Genomic DNA, 15679 nt, shown 5'->3' with positions numbered 1-15679 from the left:
CGGTGAGCATCTGTGCCGTGGACAGCTGATGGGGTGCAAGGCCGTGTGGGCTGGGCCCCGGGCGGGTCTGCAACGCGGGCGCATCACGCGTTCGATCCTGGCTGAGCGGGGTGTTGCCGCGGGTCAGGGCTGCAACGCGGCCCTGTTGCACCCGTGTGTCGCAGGGTGCGTCGTCGACCTTGTGGGCTCCAGCCCGGACGGCGGCGCGGTAGTGCAAGGGGGCAAGACCGGTGAGCCGCGTCGGCCTGGACGGGCAGCCAGGGCCGCCAAGGGCGTCGTGCCGGGCGGGAACGTGCACCTTATCAGCGGCCGAGGGGGGAACGGAGGGAAATGACTGGTTCATGCTTGTGGTGGCGTGCGTGGCAGTAGCGTGATGCGCCTTCTGCACAGGGGACGCAGTCACTGGGGGGCGTGGGGTGTCGATCGCATGGTCGGGGAGCAGGGCGAAGTGGTGGGCGTCGGTGGACCGGCGGGGTGAGTACATCCACACCGTCGTCATCGGGGCCCGCAAGGTCGGCAAGACCACGTGGTTTCGCCGGCTGGCCGAGGAGAGGCCGGCGGAAGTGACGCTCTGGGACGTCCGCCGCGTCGCCCGGGCCGGGTCCGTGGACGAGGTGTGGACCGACCTGTTCCACGAGATGGGCATCGCGGCCGCCCCGGAGGGCAATCCCCTGGAAGACCTGGAGGACCACCTCGACACGCTGGACCGCGGGCCCGTGGTCGTGATCGACGACTGGGACGCGGCCGTCGACGGCCGGGGCGTGACGGTCCCCGACGCTTGTTACGAGGTTCTCGACCAGCTCATCAGGTTCTGTCTGGGACAGGCGACCACACGCAGCGGGCTGGCATGCATGGGGCTCGTTCTGCTGACATCACTGCCCGACGCGGCGGACCTGGAGTACTTCACGCGAACGGTGCAACGCCCCACCTTCGAGCGGTTGTCCAAGTTGGTGACCCGGTCCCTGACCCAGGACCGCTTCCCCATGCTGGATCACGCGGAGAGCATGGCACTGCTGACTCACCTGGGCGTTCCCGCAGCCGAGGCGGACGAGGCGGCGCGGGCGTGCGGCGGCTGGCCCTGGCTGCTGGAGAAGGCCGCGGAGGCGGTGCACGACCATGGCGGGTGGACTCCAAAGGCGGTGGAGGAGGTCCGGGAGCGGCAGCTGCCCGGGTTGCTCGATGCGGGGCTGATGCCCTGCCTCGCCGCGCGCCCCGAGGTCAGGGTCCGCCAGACCCAGCCGATCGACTACCTCAGGCAGGAGCTGGCCCGGGGCAGGGCGCCGGAAGCGTTCGGCCTGCCCTCCTCGTTCGACGATCCGCAGCGTCCCGCGCCCCTCGTGCACCAACTGCTGAACCGCGCGTTCCTGGTCGTCGACACGGAGAACCTGCGGATGCCGTTCCAGCGCCATGCCGAGGTCCACCCCGACCGCTACCCGGACGGTTTGGACGCCTTCCTCCAGCCCCACGTCCAGGCCCGGCTGCGCGAGCTGTGCGAAAAGCACGACGTGTCCGAAACGGATGTGTGGCTGGTCGGCCGCTCGCACCACCGTATCGACGCGACGGTCGGCGCGCGGACCGGCGGCGAACGGCTCTACCTGCCCAAAGAGCTCCGGGAGAAGGCACGGCGCACCGGGGACGGCAGCGATGACGCCCTGATGACCGCGCAGGTCGCCCGGCGCGCCGAGCGCAACCCGCTGGCCAGGTTCGTGCTCGCCTCCGGCGACGCGGACGCTCCGCTGATCCTTGAGCTGGTGGGTGCCCTCGATCAGGTCACGGTCTGCACCCCGTGGCAGGCCTCCGGCAAGCTGCGCCGGCGGCTGCCCGAGGCGGAGCGCCTGCTGGAGCACACGTTTCCCGTCCCCCGGCCACCGGAGGTTTCGGCGGTAGAACTGGCAGCGGCACGCCGTGCACAGGCACGTGGTGAACGGCGGTGACGGGCGGCAGCGGACCCGAGCAGGACTCCCACCAGCTGGCGGTGGTCCGGCAGGGAAGGTACTCGTGCCAGCCCGGCCCGGCTGAACTGGAGCCGGAACGCGTCTCGGTGGTGGCCTGCTGGAGCCCCGCCCGGACGTGGCTCGTGCTGGTCGACTCGGACCATCCGTACCTCAGCGAGGTGTTTTCGGGTCCCGACCCGGTACCCCGGGAGGAGGTCATGGCCCGGCTGCGCGCTCTGCCGCCCGCCGTGACGGACGGGGCCGGCGACGGCTGGACGGCCCGGCTGGAGGCGGACACGATCACCGCGCCCCTCCGGCGCGCGCGCCGCCCGCCGACGCCGGCACCGGTGTCGGCGCAATGGTCCAGCCCGGGCGTTCCCCGGTCGGTGACGGTTCAGGCCACGGACGACAGCGGTGCCTCCTGGACCGTCGAGTACCACTGCTCGGCCGGGAAAGAAGAGGGAAAGGCGCCCTGGACACCCGCCGACACCGCCGCAGAACTGCTCCAGCTGCTGACCGTCGTCGCCAGGACCTCGCCGGCACCATCGGTCGTCCTGGACCAACTGCTCGCGGGCCAGCCGCTGGGCGCGGTCACCGTACGGGGTGAGTCCGGGAACGTCGTCCGTCAACTCGGGACAGGGATGCCCAGGAGCGCGCCGACCTTCGTGCGCACCGACGACTCGGCGGCCTTCGTCTGGGACCGGCGGGCAGTCGGCGGTGCGATACACGTCGTCGACGCGGGGGCGCCGGTACTCGGCCAGGTTCACAGACGGCTCGATGACGGCACGCCGGTGCTCACCGTCGGTGCACTGCTGGCTGCGGGACAGCGCCTGCCGGCACCGTCCGGTCTCTCCGGCGACGACAGCGCGGTGGTCGCCGTCACCGACGACGAGCACGGAAGGTCACCTGTTCCGGGTGCCTCCGTCACCCGCACCGGCTCCGGCTGGACCGTGGTCATGCGGGCCGAGCGTGAGAACGAACCGAGCCGGGGCGACGTGCGGCGCCTGGCGCTGCGCCACCGCGGTCAGACGCTGGTCTACGAAGCCGCCCCCCGCGTCGACGTGCTGGACGCCGTCGTCAGGCTGTCCCATGTCACCGCGAGCCTGCACGGTCAGGCCGTCACTCTGCTGGACGGGCGAGCGTCCGGGATGGCGGCCGCAGTGGCCGCCGCGCGGCAACGGAAGCCCGGCTCGGCCGCCGCCGCGGCCGTGACCCGGATGCGGGCCGTGGCCTGGCTCGGACCCGGCCGGAAGCCTGTCGACCGCGACAGTGTCGACCGGGTCATGGACTCGGTACTGCGGATCCGTTCGGACGCGGCACTCCTGACCTCCCTCGAACCGGCCCTCTCACGCGTGGGTGTCGCAGACATCGAGGAGCGCCGGTACGGGCACCAAGTGGTGGCGCTGCTGGTCCTGGAAAGGGAGTTGGAGAAGCGGTTCAGCAAACCCCGCACCGCTGATGCGGGCGTGTTCGCGGACGCGTTGACCACCTATCTGCTGGCGCTCAACCAGGCGTCCGCCGAGACGGGACCCAGGACCTGGCAGCGCATCGTCCGGTACGTGCGGGAATACCTCATGGGGCGCCGGCTGCGGCAGACGCGATCGCCCTCGATCACGTCCGTTCCGGGCTCGGCACGGACGCTGTGGGAGGAGCTGGCGCAGCGGATGCCCTGGATCCGGTGGCTCGCCGACCCGTCCCTCGACCCGAAAGGGGCTATCGCCCTCTCACCGGCCGGTCTCGTGGACCTGCTCGTCCTGCTCCGGCCCCGGCAGATCCCCGTGGTGACGGAACAACGGCGGCACAGCCCGGACACGGGCGTGCGGATCCAGGCCCTGCCAGGCCGGTTCACCCGGCTGTACCAGATCGAGCCGGCGCTCACGCCCCCGCTGCTCGACGCCCTGGCCAAGGCGCTCAGCCCGCTGCTCCACGACCCCGCGCTCTGCGGCCGCATGGTGCAGGCGCTGAGGTTGCCGCCGAAGGTGCGGGCGGCGGTGGAAGAACGCGTGGCAGCCGAGATCAAGGACGAGACGGCGGCCGAACACCTGCTGGCCGTACGTGTCGACGACCACGAGTCGCCCAAGGCCCTGCTGGTGAACCTCTCGCCGCACACCGGCCTCTACTTCCACCTCGACGGCGAGCCGACACGACTTGCCACCTGCGCCATCGAGCAGGAGGGAGCGTTCAACTACTGCACCAACCCGGTGCCGATCTCCGGTGACAGCCAGGCCGTGCTCGGCTCCTGCACGGTGCCCCTGGAGCAGCCCCCGTGCCACTGGCGAAGAGCACCAACGTGACCCTGCCGGCCCTTCCCGCCGACCTCTTCCGGGGCATGGAGCAACAACTGGCCCGTCTCGGCCGGGTCATCGGCGGCTCCGCCCCGGGCCGGCAGCCTGGTCTTCGGTACCCGCCGGGCCGGCAAGTCCTCCCTGGCCTACCAGGCCGGCCAGAACCCGCGCCTGCGCGGACAGTTGTGGATCGACCTGAGCAACACCCGGGAGAAGGTCCATGACTTCGCCGAGTGGAACCGGGCGATCTGCCGTGTGCTCGCCGCTCAGGCGCGCCGCCACCTCCGTCTCACACTCGATACCGACGACAAGGATCTCGTCGAACTCCTCGCGGACCTGGACGAGGCGTGCGACGGCGGTGCACCGGTGGCCGTAGTCCTCGACGAACTGGATGTGCTGTTGCTTCCGGAACAGGGCAGCGACGGCCGGCGCACAGCCGGGCGACTGGGCAGTCTCGTCTGCCGCAACCTCGTACTCATCGGCACGGTCCAGCGCTTCCACCGCTCGGTGCACGAGTTGAAGACCTGGCAGTCGGTCGAGTGCCCCGCCGACCTGTCCTGGGCCGACGGAGTCACGTACTTCCTCGGTCCACTCGCCGACCGCACGGTGGGACCACGGGTGGAGTGGCTGCGACGGGCCGGGGTCACACCGCGCCACTTCGCGACGGAGATCGTTCCCCGTATCGGCCTGCGGCCCTACTTCTGGGCTCGCCTCCGCAACGATCTCGAAGGGCACATCCACGACGACCGGGCAGGCTCCCGCCTGATCACCGAGGCCGATCTCCGTCACCATCTCGACCGGCTCGTGAGCGAGGACCCCCACCTGAACATGGTCATCGACGACGGCGCCGAACTCGATCCCGACGAACGACGGCGACGGGACATCTTCAGCGTCGAGGAACGCCGGATCCTTGCTCTGTTCGCCGTCATGCCGGCCTCCCGCAAGACGCTGCCCGTCGCCGAGGCGCTGCGCGTCGGAGGTGAGGCGGCGGTCAACGAGCTGATCGACCGTGCCTACCTCTCCTACGTCCACGGCAGAGCCCAGCTGTGCACCGCCGTGCCCATTTAACACACCTTCCTGCGAGCCCGCGCGACAGACCTGCTGGCCGTCACGCTGGGGCGGAGCCATGGCCGGAGCGGCAGGCGCCGCCGAGCACCAGGAGTACGGCAGGGACGCCGTCGGCCGGACGGTCGCAGACCGAGGCACCGACGACCGGACTGCCGGGCGTTCCCCCCGGCGCTGAGCCGGAGCCCGAGTCGGAGCCGGAGCGGGAGCCCGCGTCGGAGCCGGTGCCGCAGCCCGAGTCCCAACCGGTGCCGGGGGCGACGGCGAAGACGGATCCCGAGCGGCCGGCGGCAGCACCGCCGGCCATACGGCTGGACGAGGAGGTCCGGCGGGCCCGCACCGCAGTGGTGGAAGAACTGGCACGGCAGAACACGCTGTCCCTCGGAGCGGCGGGCTCACTCATCCTCGCGGCCGCGCCCGAGATCTTCGCCACCGGGTGGGCGAGGACCGGCAGCCTCGCCCGCTTTCTCACCCGGCACTTGCAGGAGTTCCTCCGCGTCTCCAGCACCGGCGACGTCTACCTCACCCGTCCAGGGACGACGGTCACTGCGGAGGCGGGGCCCCGGTCACCGGCTCCACTCCCATCGGCGCCGCCCAAGCCGGACGGCCGGGACGGCCCGACCCCCGCGGACATCGAGACGGCAAGAGCCGCCGTCCACGGTGCCCTTACCCTGCGGGGACCGATGCCGCTGCCCGCAGTCGGTGCCGTCATCAGAGGTGCGGTCCCGGTCATCGCCTCGTCCCGGTGGGCGGGCACGGGCAAACTGGCGAGGTTCCTCACCCGGTTCCTGCCCGACTTCCCCCAGGTCCGGAGCCGCAAGGGCGCCACCGTTCTCCGACTGCCCACGGCCGGCGGCGTGTCCGTCGCCCCGTCCGCGGTCGAAGCGGCGCGGGCCGCCGTCCACGATGCCCTGGCGCAGCGGGGGCGCATGCCGGTATCCAAGATCGGTTCCGTCATCCACAGGTCCGTCCCGATCATTCACGCCTCCAAGTGGGCGGGCACGGGAAAGCCGGCGCTCTTCCTCAGCCAGTACCTGCCGGAGTTCCCCCAGACGACCGGCCCCGACGGTGAGACCTGTCTCGAGCTGCCGACAGCGACGGGCACGGACTGTGCTGCCCCTTCCAGCGCGGACCCGGACGCCCCCTGAAGAACGGCCTGGTGGACCTCGATACAGGGGACGACCAAGACGGTACACAGCGCGGTGACGAAGTGCAGGATGCGCACCTGCTCGACGTCTTCGGTGTACTGGCGCCGTTGGGGGCCGGTGGTGTCGCCGGGGTCGGCTCGCCGATGTCGGGGTCGGCGGAGACGACGGCCAGGGCGCGGTCCGGAGCGTGGATTCCGCCTCGTTGGTGATGTTCTCCAGCTGCTTGGCGGCGGAGTCGGAGAAGGCGATCCTCGCGCGGCATGCACCCGCCTCGGACTCGACATCCCGCCCACCGGGCGCAGCCTCCTTCCCGAGAGGCAGGCCACCCGCACATGCAGGTAGCGCCGACGCATCGTACCGACGTCGTGAGCCATGTGCCCATGAAGACCTACGACCTGTTTGCGGCCGACACTGACATGGATGAGGCGGTCGGCGCGCCTCCTAGACGCCCCGATCATGCCGTGGCCAGCAGCTCGGTGGACCGCGCCACGGCGGCCGACGTCCCGGCCTGCCGGGCGGCGCATTCGGCTCGGGCCCGGCGCAGGGCCGCCGCCTCGGTGGCTGCAGCCTGGCGGCGCAGCTGGGCCCGTGCGATTTCGACCGGGCTGGGCTGGTCGCTGGGGCCCGGGTCAAGGAAGGCACGCTGGCTGAGTTTGCGCAGGGCGCGGGTCTGCCACTCGATCGAGCACCCCTCATGCCGTCACTAGGCCATTGATCTGGCGGGACCCTCTCCACACGCGGGGAGCACACTCGATGGCCTGCGAGTTGCATCGCCGACCTGCCGATCGGCACGAGCACCCCGACCGAGCGTCGGGCCAGATCCCCCACTGCATTGCATCTGACGCGCACCACCTCCGCTCGGTCTACTGGCCGCCGCTGGTTTCGATATGGAACCTAGTGAGGGCGAAAAGGATCAGGAGATCGAGCGTCATCATGGGAATGGCCCATGCCGGATAGTGCGGCACGAACATGAACTGGGTGATCAGGCTGATTGCTGTCGCCGCTGCACCGGCCCCACGCCCCCAGCTCTTGTGTGCCAGGACCGCCAGGCCAGTGATGACGAGCAGCACACCGACGACGAGGTGGAGTACGCCCCAGGTGGTCAGGTCGAACCAGTAGGTGTAGTTGGACGAGGTGGCGAACAGGCTGTCTTGTGCGATACCGGATACGCCCATGAGGATGCCGAACGACCCGCTGAGCCCCATCATGGCTCCAGCGGCCAAGGAGGCGCCGTTGAGCGTTGCGCCGCCACGTCCTCGTTGTGTCTTGGTGGGTACCGCTGTCATGGTCATCGCCTCCCTGTCGGCGCGGTCAGCGACACACGATGGAGTACGCGAAGCCAGCCGTGCCTCCCTGCCAGGATCGCCGTAGACGTTCCGTATCGCGACTGCGATCTTGTGCATGCGGAACGGACCCACGGGATGATGGAAGGTACCCCGCTTGGCAGCAGCACCATGACGTGAACCGGCGTCGGGTCAGGGCCGCAAGACGGGACTGCTGAGGTGTTCGCGTGGTGGGCGGCAGTGGTGAGAGCTGCGTGGGGAGTGCCCCCTTCCTTCGAATGGCCACGGTCGACTCGCCGGTCGGGATCGCGGCGCGGAAGATGAGCGTGCTTGACCGCGTAAGGCGCAAAGGATGGAACATGCCCCCAAGGTTCCCTGGCCGCTCCCGTCGCTTCGGTCACCGAGCCGTCCCGTTGACGCTTCGCTGTGCCGTCGGGGCGCTCGCCCTGACAGGCTGCGCCGGTAGCGGTCGGAACACCGGTTCGTCACGCCGCCCCACGCCGAGCAGCCCCCATCCGGGGTGGCTTCCGGCATGCCGCAGTCAGCGCCAGCCTCATCGACGGCTTCCGCGATCGCCTCTTCTCGCGCGTCCGCCTCGGCAGCGGCATCCACCGCGGCTGCTCGGGTCCCGGGTTCGAGGCATCTGTCAGACATCGAGGCCGCCCGGGTCGGCATCGCCGTATCCGAGAGCCCACCCGGAACCAGACCGGTGGACTGCTCGCCGCCCTGGTCGTGATCGCAGACAGCCGCAAGGAACCCACTGACGGCCCCCTCGTCCAGGGCCAGCGGTACTGACATGTGTGAGGAGGCGCTGTGAGCAGCATGGTCGTCGTAGGGGTGGACGGCTCGTCGTCGAGCCATGCCGCGGTGGTTCAGGCCGCCCGGGAGGCTGAGCGGCGCGGTGCGGAGCTGCGTGTGGTGCACGCCTTCAGCTGGCCGGTCGGACCCATGTACGCACCGCTGGACCCGTCCCCGCTCAACACGCTGGCGCACGACGCCGCACGGGACGCCCGGCGTGTGGCGCCCGGGGTGGAGGTCGACGACGCCGTGATGATCGGCGGTGCGGTGTCGGTGCTGGTGGCCGAGTCGCGTGCCGCGGACCTCGTGGTCGTCGGTCGCCGGGGCATCGGGGGCTTCGTCGGCATGCTGCTGGGCTCGACGGCGGTGTCGCTGGCCGCCCACAGCCACTGTCCGGTGCTGGTGGTCCGCGAGGAACCGGACGGCGCCGGGCCCATCGTGCTGGCCGTCGACGGCTCCCCCGAGGGCGAGAGGGCGGTCGAATTCGCCTTCGCCGAAGCAGAGTTGCGGGGAGTTGAGCTCGTCGCCGTGCACGCGTGGCTGCCGGATCACGCACCGGCCGGTACAGGCGTGGAGAGCCCGGAGCGCCTGCTGGCCCAAGCGGTCGCCGGACGCGCGGAGATACATCCGGACGTGACGGTACGACAGGAGGTGCTGAGCGGCGAGACCCGCGAGGTCCTGGTCCAGGCGAGCAGGAACGCCCAGTTGATGGTTGCCGGTGCCAGGGGGCGCGGCGGGTTTTCCGGGATGCTCCTGGGTTCGGTCAGCCAGGCGCTGTTGCACCATGCGCACTGCCCGGTCGCCGTCGTCCGCGGCAGGGCATGACCGGGGTCATGTGCGCGCAGGTGGCCGGCGACCGTGCCCCGGTTGCCGCTTCGCCGTCGCTGGGGCGCCCCGCTGGTCGAGGACCGCGTATCACGCCGCACCGCGGTCGGTGATGTCGAACAGAAGCGGGCCAAACTCGAGCCCGGCGTGGGTCAAGTCACCGGCATCACCCGGCAGATGCCAGTACACAACTGCCAGGCGCCAGGCCGAAGTCGGCCGGCCGGGCGCCTTCCGGTGTCGGGCGGCCGGCCAGCAGCCGCACCGTGGCCTCGACCGCCCGGTCCCCCCACTCCCCCACGTCCGCGGCGTCGGGTGCCGGCGGCGGGCGGGTGGGCGGTGAGGTGAGCGGCGAGCGCCACCCGGCCGTGCAGGTACTCGTCCCCGGCGGCGATCCGCAGCCGGGCCCGCATCCGCTCGGCGAGCGACAGGCCGGCCGCGGCGTCCGCCGCGGCGAGGTCGAGAACCGCGCGGGCCGGAAGCGGTCCCATCTCCAGGACCGGGCCCAGGAAGACCCTCTCGTCCAGGACGCGAACCTCGTCCAGGCCGACGGAGGCGGAGGCGTGCAAGGACTGCCTGACAGGCGCGGCAGTGTCGCGGCGCAACAGACCCGCCAGAGCGTTGCGGGCCGGGCGGGCCCAGCGGAACGGGCCGCCGGCGCTCGGCCGCCGTGAGCTCGCGGGCAGCGAGGTCCTCGAGCAGCTCCGTGATGGTGGTGCCGCGCTCCTGCGCGAGGATGCGCAGCCGGTCCGCGGCGCACTCAGTGGATGCGATGGCCTGGAGAAACGTCGACTGGCCGGTGGCGCACGCGGCAGCGATCACCTGGCAGGCGGTGAAGACGGGGGAAAGACTCTACCGCCGGTAGACACCAGGGGGATTCCCTCTTCGAGAACGCCGTCGGCATGGCGGGCCCGTCACAGACAGTCCCGGCTGGCGGGACGATCTCGAGACGGCATGACTCCCCCGCCCGTGCCTGGGGGCCGAGTGTGATCGCTCTCTCTTCGTGCAGTTGCATGACGGCGTCTGTGTGCGGGTGGCCGGCCATGCCCCTCGCTCAGCCCTGTGACCTGTGGTGATCACATCGTGCGAGACCGGCAGCACGCGGGGATCGCGGTTCATCTGGCTACCCGGGTCACTGGGGATCGTGTCTCAGGTGAACCGGTCCGGCTCCACCGTTACGAACTGATGCGCCGTCGGCGGCCTCCTGCTGTGACCTCCGGCAGAAACGGCAGCCAGCTCGTCAGGAACAGGAGGGTCACCATCGGCCGGGACACTCGGTCAGGGCCCGTAGTGCACGTAGTTCGCCCAGTACGTGGGCGTGTTCGGATACGCGGCCCGTACCGGCCGCAGAGCCGCGTGCAGGGCACGTGCCGGATCCGGCCCGCCCCCGGCGGTGATGTCGTCTTGTCCTGCGGTGAGGCGGGCGTAGAAGTCACCCGCGACGGCGAGGCACGTCTCGTCGTCGGCCTCCCAGAGGGTGCCGACGACGTGGCGGAATCCCGCCGTCTGCATCGCCGCCGTGATGTGCAGTGCCTCGTCGGACAAGCTGTGCTTGCCCTGCGTGGCCTCGCACGCGGACAGGTAGGCGAGGTCTGCGTGAGGCAGGCGCAAGGCGGTGATGTCCGCGGTCGTCAGGTCCCCGCCGTGCAGTTCGAGCCGGCCCTGGGGATGGTCCCCGGTGGGACCGCTCGCGTGGCAGGCGAAGTGCACCCAGGTGTGCCGAGGCAGGGCGGCGAGCACCTTGCCGGGGCCGGCCTCGGCGTCGGAAAGCAGTGTGCCGGCCGGTACGCGCGCCACCTCGGCGGGGAGCGCTGCGAGCCTGCGTCCGTCGGCCGGGTCGGCGTAGGCGACCGTGAGTACGGTGGGCTCGCGCGGCGCCGGTCGGGAGCGGGCGCGCGCGAGTTCGCGCAGGCCGACCGTGTACGAGGACACGACGTGGTTCATGGCGTCGGGCCCCGAGTCGCCGCCATGGCCGGCCGCGTGCAGGGGAAGCACCGTGAAGGGGCCTGTGGGCACCCACCACATCCGCGGCAGCACTCCGTCCCCGGACGGCCCGTCCAGGAAGCCGAGGGCGTCGAGCACCGGGCCCGTCACCTCGTCCCAGAGCCAGGCCAGGACATCCCTGACCTTCCGCTGGGCCTGCCCCTGCCGCAGCAACGACGAGCCGCCGCCGGTGGCGTCCGCCGTGGCGTGCAGGAAATCCCGGGCGACGTCGCGGAGTTGCTCGAAGGGGCAGGGAAGTTCCACCCGCTGGACCTCTCCGTCCCGCAGGATCAGCGCATCGCACCCGAGGAGGGCGGCGTTCAGGTAGACGACGGGCCCGTGCGGCGCGGACTCGGCGACGAGCCGGCCGGGGTCGGGCAGTTCCAGGAAATCCTCGAATCCCGGCTGCTCCCGCACCGTTGCGATGAGCTCATCCCATTCGGCGGCCAGCCGATGCCGGAGTTCCCACGACGGTGTGACCGCCGTACCCCCGCCGAGCGGTTCCGAATACTCCACCTCGTCCGGACGGTCGAACGCGTGGGACAGGGACTCGTACCGATCGGCGAGGGCCGGGTGACGTTCCCTCAGTTTCGCGACGTCGGTGCGGCCGTCGAGCACCTGCCCCAGCAGTACGTTCCTGCCCTGCTCCAACTGGGCGACCGCATGCGCGGGTTCCGCGACGAAGCCACGCAACGACCAGGCGGCCGCTGCGCTCGCCAGTCCGGAGAACGCCGTCAGTTCGTGCTCTCGAACGGCCCGCGGCAGGTTACGGGCCACCACTCGCGGCAGGAGCCTGAGAGCCGAGTCGAAGGCGAACGTGACCTCAGCGCCGAGCGCTAGCGCGTGCTCCCCCGGACGCGTGAGCGCCCGGCTCAGCCTCAGGTGGGCCCACTGCTGCGCCGCCTGCACCCGGGTCCGGGGCCGCTGCGCCCCGTCGGTGACCACATCATGGAGGAGCGCGGAGACCGCCTCTTCCTCGGACTGCGTGGGACTGCGGCCCGCCAGGGTCAGATCGAGGTACCGGGCCTGCGCGAGCAGAGCGCGGCCGGCCCCGTACCGGTGGTGTCCGGGAGGCGTGCTGCGGTACACCGCCTCGGCCGCTTGGATCAGCTCCCGCACCAGGTCGCCGGCGCCCGGGAAGGGCTCACCTCGCGGGACCAGACCTGGAGGAATGCCTGCCGCCGCGGGCGGCCGGCCTGCCCGCCGCAACTCCACCTCCAGTCGGGCCTGGAGTGCGCCGGCGTAGGATCCGAGTCGTTCCACCCGGTTCGGGTGGTCCAGCGGGGTGGCCTGGATCGCTCGGCGTGCCGCCTCGAGTGCCTCCGCCAGGTCGGAGGCGTCGTTCCGCACCGCGTAAAGAGCCTGCAGCACATGACTCAGGTTCGACTGAAAGCGTGCCCAGAGGGGATCGCTCGCAGGTGTGACCGTCAGCGCCCAGCGTGTCAGCTCCGCGGCTTTGAGAAGGCACTCGACCTTGTCGGCGTCGGTCTGGAAGGCGAGCAACCGCAGGGATACGGCGAGGTTGGACGCGGCGGTACGCGCATTTCCCGCCTGTCCGGTGAGCAAGGCGTGCGTGTACGCCCTGTCCAGTACTCGCACCGACTCCTGCAGCGGGACCGGGTCGCCCGACGCCGTGGCTTTCGATGTCAGGAGGGTGCCGAGCTGGTTGAGACGCGAGGCGCTCGCCTGGTCCGCCGGTGTCGTGTCGCGCAAGGCCAGACGGATGTGTGTGATGGCCTCGTCGAGGTCGGCGGTTGTGCTCGTGGCCCGCCAGGCCGCGTGCAAAGCACCGGCCAGATTGGCTCGGCAGGCGGCCGTCATCGGGTGGCCGTCGGGCAGGACGTCCAGCGCCGCCCGGAACAGGCCGAGCGCTGTCTCCATGGCAGTGCCGTACCGCTCGTGACGCGACCAGTGACACTTGGCCAGCACGATCAGGGCGCCGCCCCGGATGACCGGGGAGGTCGGGTCCGCGGCCAGCACGGCTTCGCCGATCTCGATGGCAGCGGCGAGGAACGCGGGGTCGTGCGTACGGTCGAACTGCGCCTGCAGATCCTCGGCGTGGCCCACCGCCGCCGCTTCCTGACCGGGTGTGAGCAAGGGTGCCGGTGCTCGGTGGCGCGGGGACTCCTCGGCATCTGCCCCCGGCTCTTTGCGCCGCCTCCGTGATCTCCTGCGGAACACCACGGTCCTCCCCCGCGTCCGGTGGCCACACGGCCGACACCCTTCGTGGTCGCTCGCCTACCATTACAGCAGTGCTGTGTGGAGTCGGGGGGAGAGAAGCGCATGTCCGGTGCGGCCCTGCCCGGGGATGAGGACGAAACGTCCGTCGCGGAAACGCTTGCCCGTGTGTGCGGTGAACTCGACGGTATCCGTGCACTGTTGGCGGAAGCGCCGGACGACGTCCGGCGTGAGGGGGAGGCCGCTCTCGTCAGGCTCAGAGCCGGTCAGGACCTGCGGGACGCCTGCCGGGCGCTGCACCACGCGCTGCGCCGCGCCGGTGTCGCGGGCGGCCTGGACGGCATCACCCGCGGTGTCGGCGGCCTGCCGCAGACGCTCGGACGGCCGACCGGGCCGACCGTCCTGGTGTGCCCCGTCGGCCGGTGCACACGGGGAGTGCTGCCGGACGATCCGCCCGACGTGCCGCGCGCATGCCTGCTGCACGGCCGCGAGATGCGCCGTGTGGACCCGGTATGACGAGCGTCCTGGCGGAACTGGGCAAGAGCCTGGCCACCCGGTGGCTCGCCGGCGTTCTGCCCACCGGACTGATCTACCTTGCGGCCGTCGCCGTCGGCATCTCGCTAGGGCACGCCCACTGGTACGACATCCCGGTCGCGGTGCACCGGACGGACGGCTGGGCGGCCACCACGAGGGACCACCCGGTCGCCGAAGGTCTCGCGGTCGCCGCGGCAGTGGCGTTGGCGGCGGTCGGCGCGGGACTGCTGGTCCAGGCGCTGGGCACGGTGGTCGACCAGTTGTGGTCCGGTCCGTGGCCCAGGCCGCTCCACCGGCTCGGCACCGCGCTGCTGGCCCGGCGGCTGGCACGCTGGGAGGCCGTCGACCGGCAGGTGCGCGAGGCATGGCGCCGGGAGGCCGTCAGCCGCGCCGGGCGCCAGAACGACCCAGCGGCGTCCTCCTTGAGGGAAGCCGCGCGGCTGACCGCCGAACGCGACCGCATCTGCCTCGTGCGGCCGGATCGCCCCACCTGGGTGTCCGACCGCGTCCGGGCCGTCGACGAACGGGTCCACACGGCGTACGGCCTCGATCTGGGCGCGGTCTGGCCGAGGATCTGGCTGCTCATGAGCGCTGACGAGCGGGGCGAGATGCGCTCCGAGCGCCAGGCGTACGACACGGCCACACGGCTTGTCGCATGGGCCGTCCTCTACCTGCTGCTGGGACTGTGGTGGTGGCCCTCGCTCGCCGTGGCCGCGGTGCTCCTCGCCCTCGGCGTCCGCAGGGGCAGGGCGGCCATGGACACCTTCTGCCTGCTGGTCGAGTCCGCCGTCGACCTGCACTGCCGCGGCCTGGCCGCACAGCTCGGCCTCGCCTGCGAGGAACGGCTGCCCGTCCCGCTCGGCCGCCGGATCACACAGATGCTGCGCAAGGACGGGTGAACGGGCGCCCGCAAGCCCCGCCCCGACTCGGCCGCTCAACAGCGTCCGCCCGCGCATGAGGGTCCGCCCGCCCGCCCCGATGTCACCGTCGGTGACGAGCGGGTCGGCGGATGACGCGCATCGGGCAGACCAGCACACAGACGACAGGCTCCTCTTCAAGGCGACGGCCACCGACGAGCAGAGCCTGGCGCAGTTGGATGCCCTCCATGCGGTACGGGGATAGGGCACCCATACCTGGGGGCGGGAGAGGAGCGAGGACAGGGGTGCGCTGATGTGGCCTCATCACCCGGTCCGAAGAGTGGCTTCCACGCTTCTGTAACTGTGCCAGGCCCGGAGGGCGTGCCGCAGTTCACACGCCCGCTGAAGTCAACAGGGGAACATCCACGGACAGTTCGCCGTTCTCCTGTACGTGGCTGCGGAGGGAACAGTGTCCCCGGGCCTCACCTATAGCCCATGGGGACGATCGTCCGGCTGAAGCCCCATGGAGCCTTCCGCCGAGAGGCGACCGCCCTCCGCTCGCCACCACCCGCGGCCCCGGCTGGCCTCCCCCGTCCAGCCGGGGCGCTTCTGTGCGTTGCCGCGGGGGTTACCGGACGCGCACGACACCGCCCGCCTTCTGGGATCGGCTTCCCCGGTCTCCGGCCGAGGCCCGGACCAGGACGCCCGAGCTCTGGCATCTGCCGCGACGTCTCCCCGCCCTCATAATCTGTGCGTCGGCCTCTGGCTCGGTAGGCCCTGCGTGCCAGACGA

At 71.3% G+C, this 15679-nt stretch carries 10 protein-coding genes and 1 pseudogene; 7 read left to right on the top strand and 4 right to left on the bottom strand.

Annotation, left to right across the window (positions count from 1 at the left end; translation table 11 throughout):
• The first annotated feature begins 416 nt into the window (after positions 1 to 416).
• The 4 genes from ABZV94_RS01625 to ABZV94_RS01610 all read left to right on the top strand — a co-directional run bounded on the left by ABZV94_RS01625 (position 417) and on the right by ABZV94_RS01610 (position 6432).
• Positions 417 to 1934 carry an ATP-binding protein gene (locus ABZV94_RS01625; protein WP_356336050.1) on the top strand — a complete coding sequence of 506 codons (1518 nt, stop codon included), beginning with the start codon at positions 417 to 419 and terminating at the stop codon, positions 1932 to 1934.
• Entirely contained in the window at positions 1931 to 4228 is a 2298-nt protein-coding gene (locus ABZV94_RS01620; RefSeq protein ID WP_356336048.1) for a hypothetical protein, read from the top strand. The genes ABZV94_RS01625 and ABZV94_RS01620 overlap by 4 nt, the downstream gene beginning before the upstream one ends.
• Positions 4229 to 4402: 174 nt before the next feature.
• Entirely contained in the window at positions 4403 to 5287 is an 885-nt protein-coding gene (locus ABZV94_RS01615) for a hypothetical protein (protein WP_356336046.1), read from the top strand.
• A 221-nt stretch (positions 5288 to 5508) separates the two neighbouring features.
• Positions 5509 to 6432 (top strand): hypothetical protein, encoded by a 924-nt coding sequence (locus tag ABZV94_RS01610; protein ID WP_356336045.1) that lies wholly within the window; start codon positions 5509 to 5511, stop codon positions 6430 to 6432.
• Between the two features lie 14 nt (positions 6433 to 6446).
• On the opposite strand, the pseudogene ABZV94_RS01605 reads toward ABZV94_RS01610, so the two are convergent.
• Together ABZV94_RS01605 and ABZV94_RS01600 are read right to left on the bottom strand one after the other, a co-directional pair.
• Positions 6447 to 6681: pseudogene (locus ABZV94_RS01605) on the bottom strand (hypothetical protein); the annotation flags it as partial.
• Positions 6682 to 7295: 614 nt separating this feature from the next.
• Complete coding sequence (locus ABZV94_RS01600; protein ID WP_356336043.1) at positions 7296 to 7724, bottom strand: hypothetical protein; 429 nt, start codon at positions 7722 to 7724, stop codon at positions 7296 to 7298.
• Positions 7725 to 8537: 813 nt separating this feature from the next.
• Here ABZV94_RS01600 and ABZV94_RS01595 point away from each other — a divergent pair.
• Positions 8538 to 9338, top strand: coding sequence for a universal stress protein (locus tag ABZV94_RS01595; RefSeq protein WP_356336251.1), 801 nt, complete (start codon positions 8538 to 8540; stop codon positions 9336 to 9338).
• A gap of 152 nt (positions 9339 to 9490) precedes the next feature.
• On the opposite strand, the gene ABZV94_RS01590 is transcribed toward ABZV94_RS01595, so the two are convergent.
• Both ABZV94_RS01590 and ABZV94_RS01585 read right to left on the bottom strand, forming a co-directional pair.
• A complete protein-coding gene (locus tag ABZV94_RS01590; protein WP_356336041.1) occupies positions 9491 to 9904 on the bottom strand; it encodes a hypothetical protein in 414 nt (137 codons plus the stop codon).
• Positions 9905 to 10613: 709 nt separating this feature from the next.
• On the bottom strand, positions 10614 to 13385 hold the full coding sequence (locus tag ABZV94_RS01585) for a CHAT domain-containing protein (protein WP_356336039.1): 2772 nt from the start codon (positions 13383 to 13385) through the stop codon (positions 10614 to 10616).
• Between the two features lie 312 nt (positions 13386 to 13697).
• Between ABZV94_RS01585 and ABZV94_RS01580 the strand changes: the two genes are divergently transcribed.
• Both ABZV94_RS01580 and ABZV94_RS01575 read left to right on the top strand, forming a co-directional pair.
• Entirely contained in the window at positions 13698 to 14012 is a 315-nt protein-coding gene (locus tag ABZV94_RS01580) for a hypothetical protein (protein ID WP_356336037.1), read from the top strand.
• A complete protein-coding gene (locus ABZV94_RS01575; protein WP_356336035.1) occupies positions 14009 to 14929 on the top strand; it encodes a hypothetical protein in 921 nt (306 codons plus the stop codon). The genes ABZV94_RS01580 and ABZV94_RS01575 overlap by 4 nt, the downstream gene beginning before the upstream one ends.
• Positions 14930 to 15679: the final 750 nt, after the last annotated feature.

The organism is Streptomyces sp. NPDC004658, assembly GCF_040609555.1.
Lineage (GTDB): Bacteria > Actinomycetota > Actinomycetes > Streptomycetales > Streptomycetaceae > Streptomyces.
The sequence above is the reverse complement of the archived record's forward strand: the minus strand, read 5'-3'. Positions and strand labels throughout refer to the sequence as shown.

Excerpts from the sequence above, each read along its gene's own strand:
- ABZV94_RS01575 (WP_356336035.1), top strand. The coding sequence starts at position 14,009 with ATGACGAGCGTCCTGGCGGAACTGGGCAAGAGCCTGGCCACCCGGTGG.
- ABZV94_RS01600 (WP_356336043.1), bottom strand. The coding sequence starts at position 7,724 with ATGACCATGACAGCGGTACCCACCAAGACACAACGAGGACGTGGCGGC.
- ABZV94_RS01595 (WP_356336251.1), top strand. The coding sequence starts at position 8,538 with ATGGTCGTCGTAGGGGTGGACGGCTCGTCGTCGAGCCATGCCGCGGTG.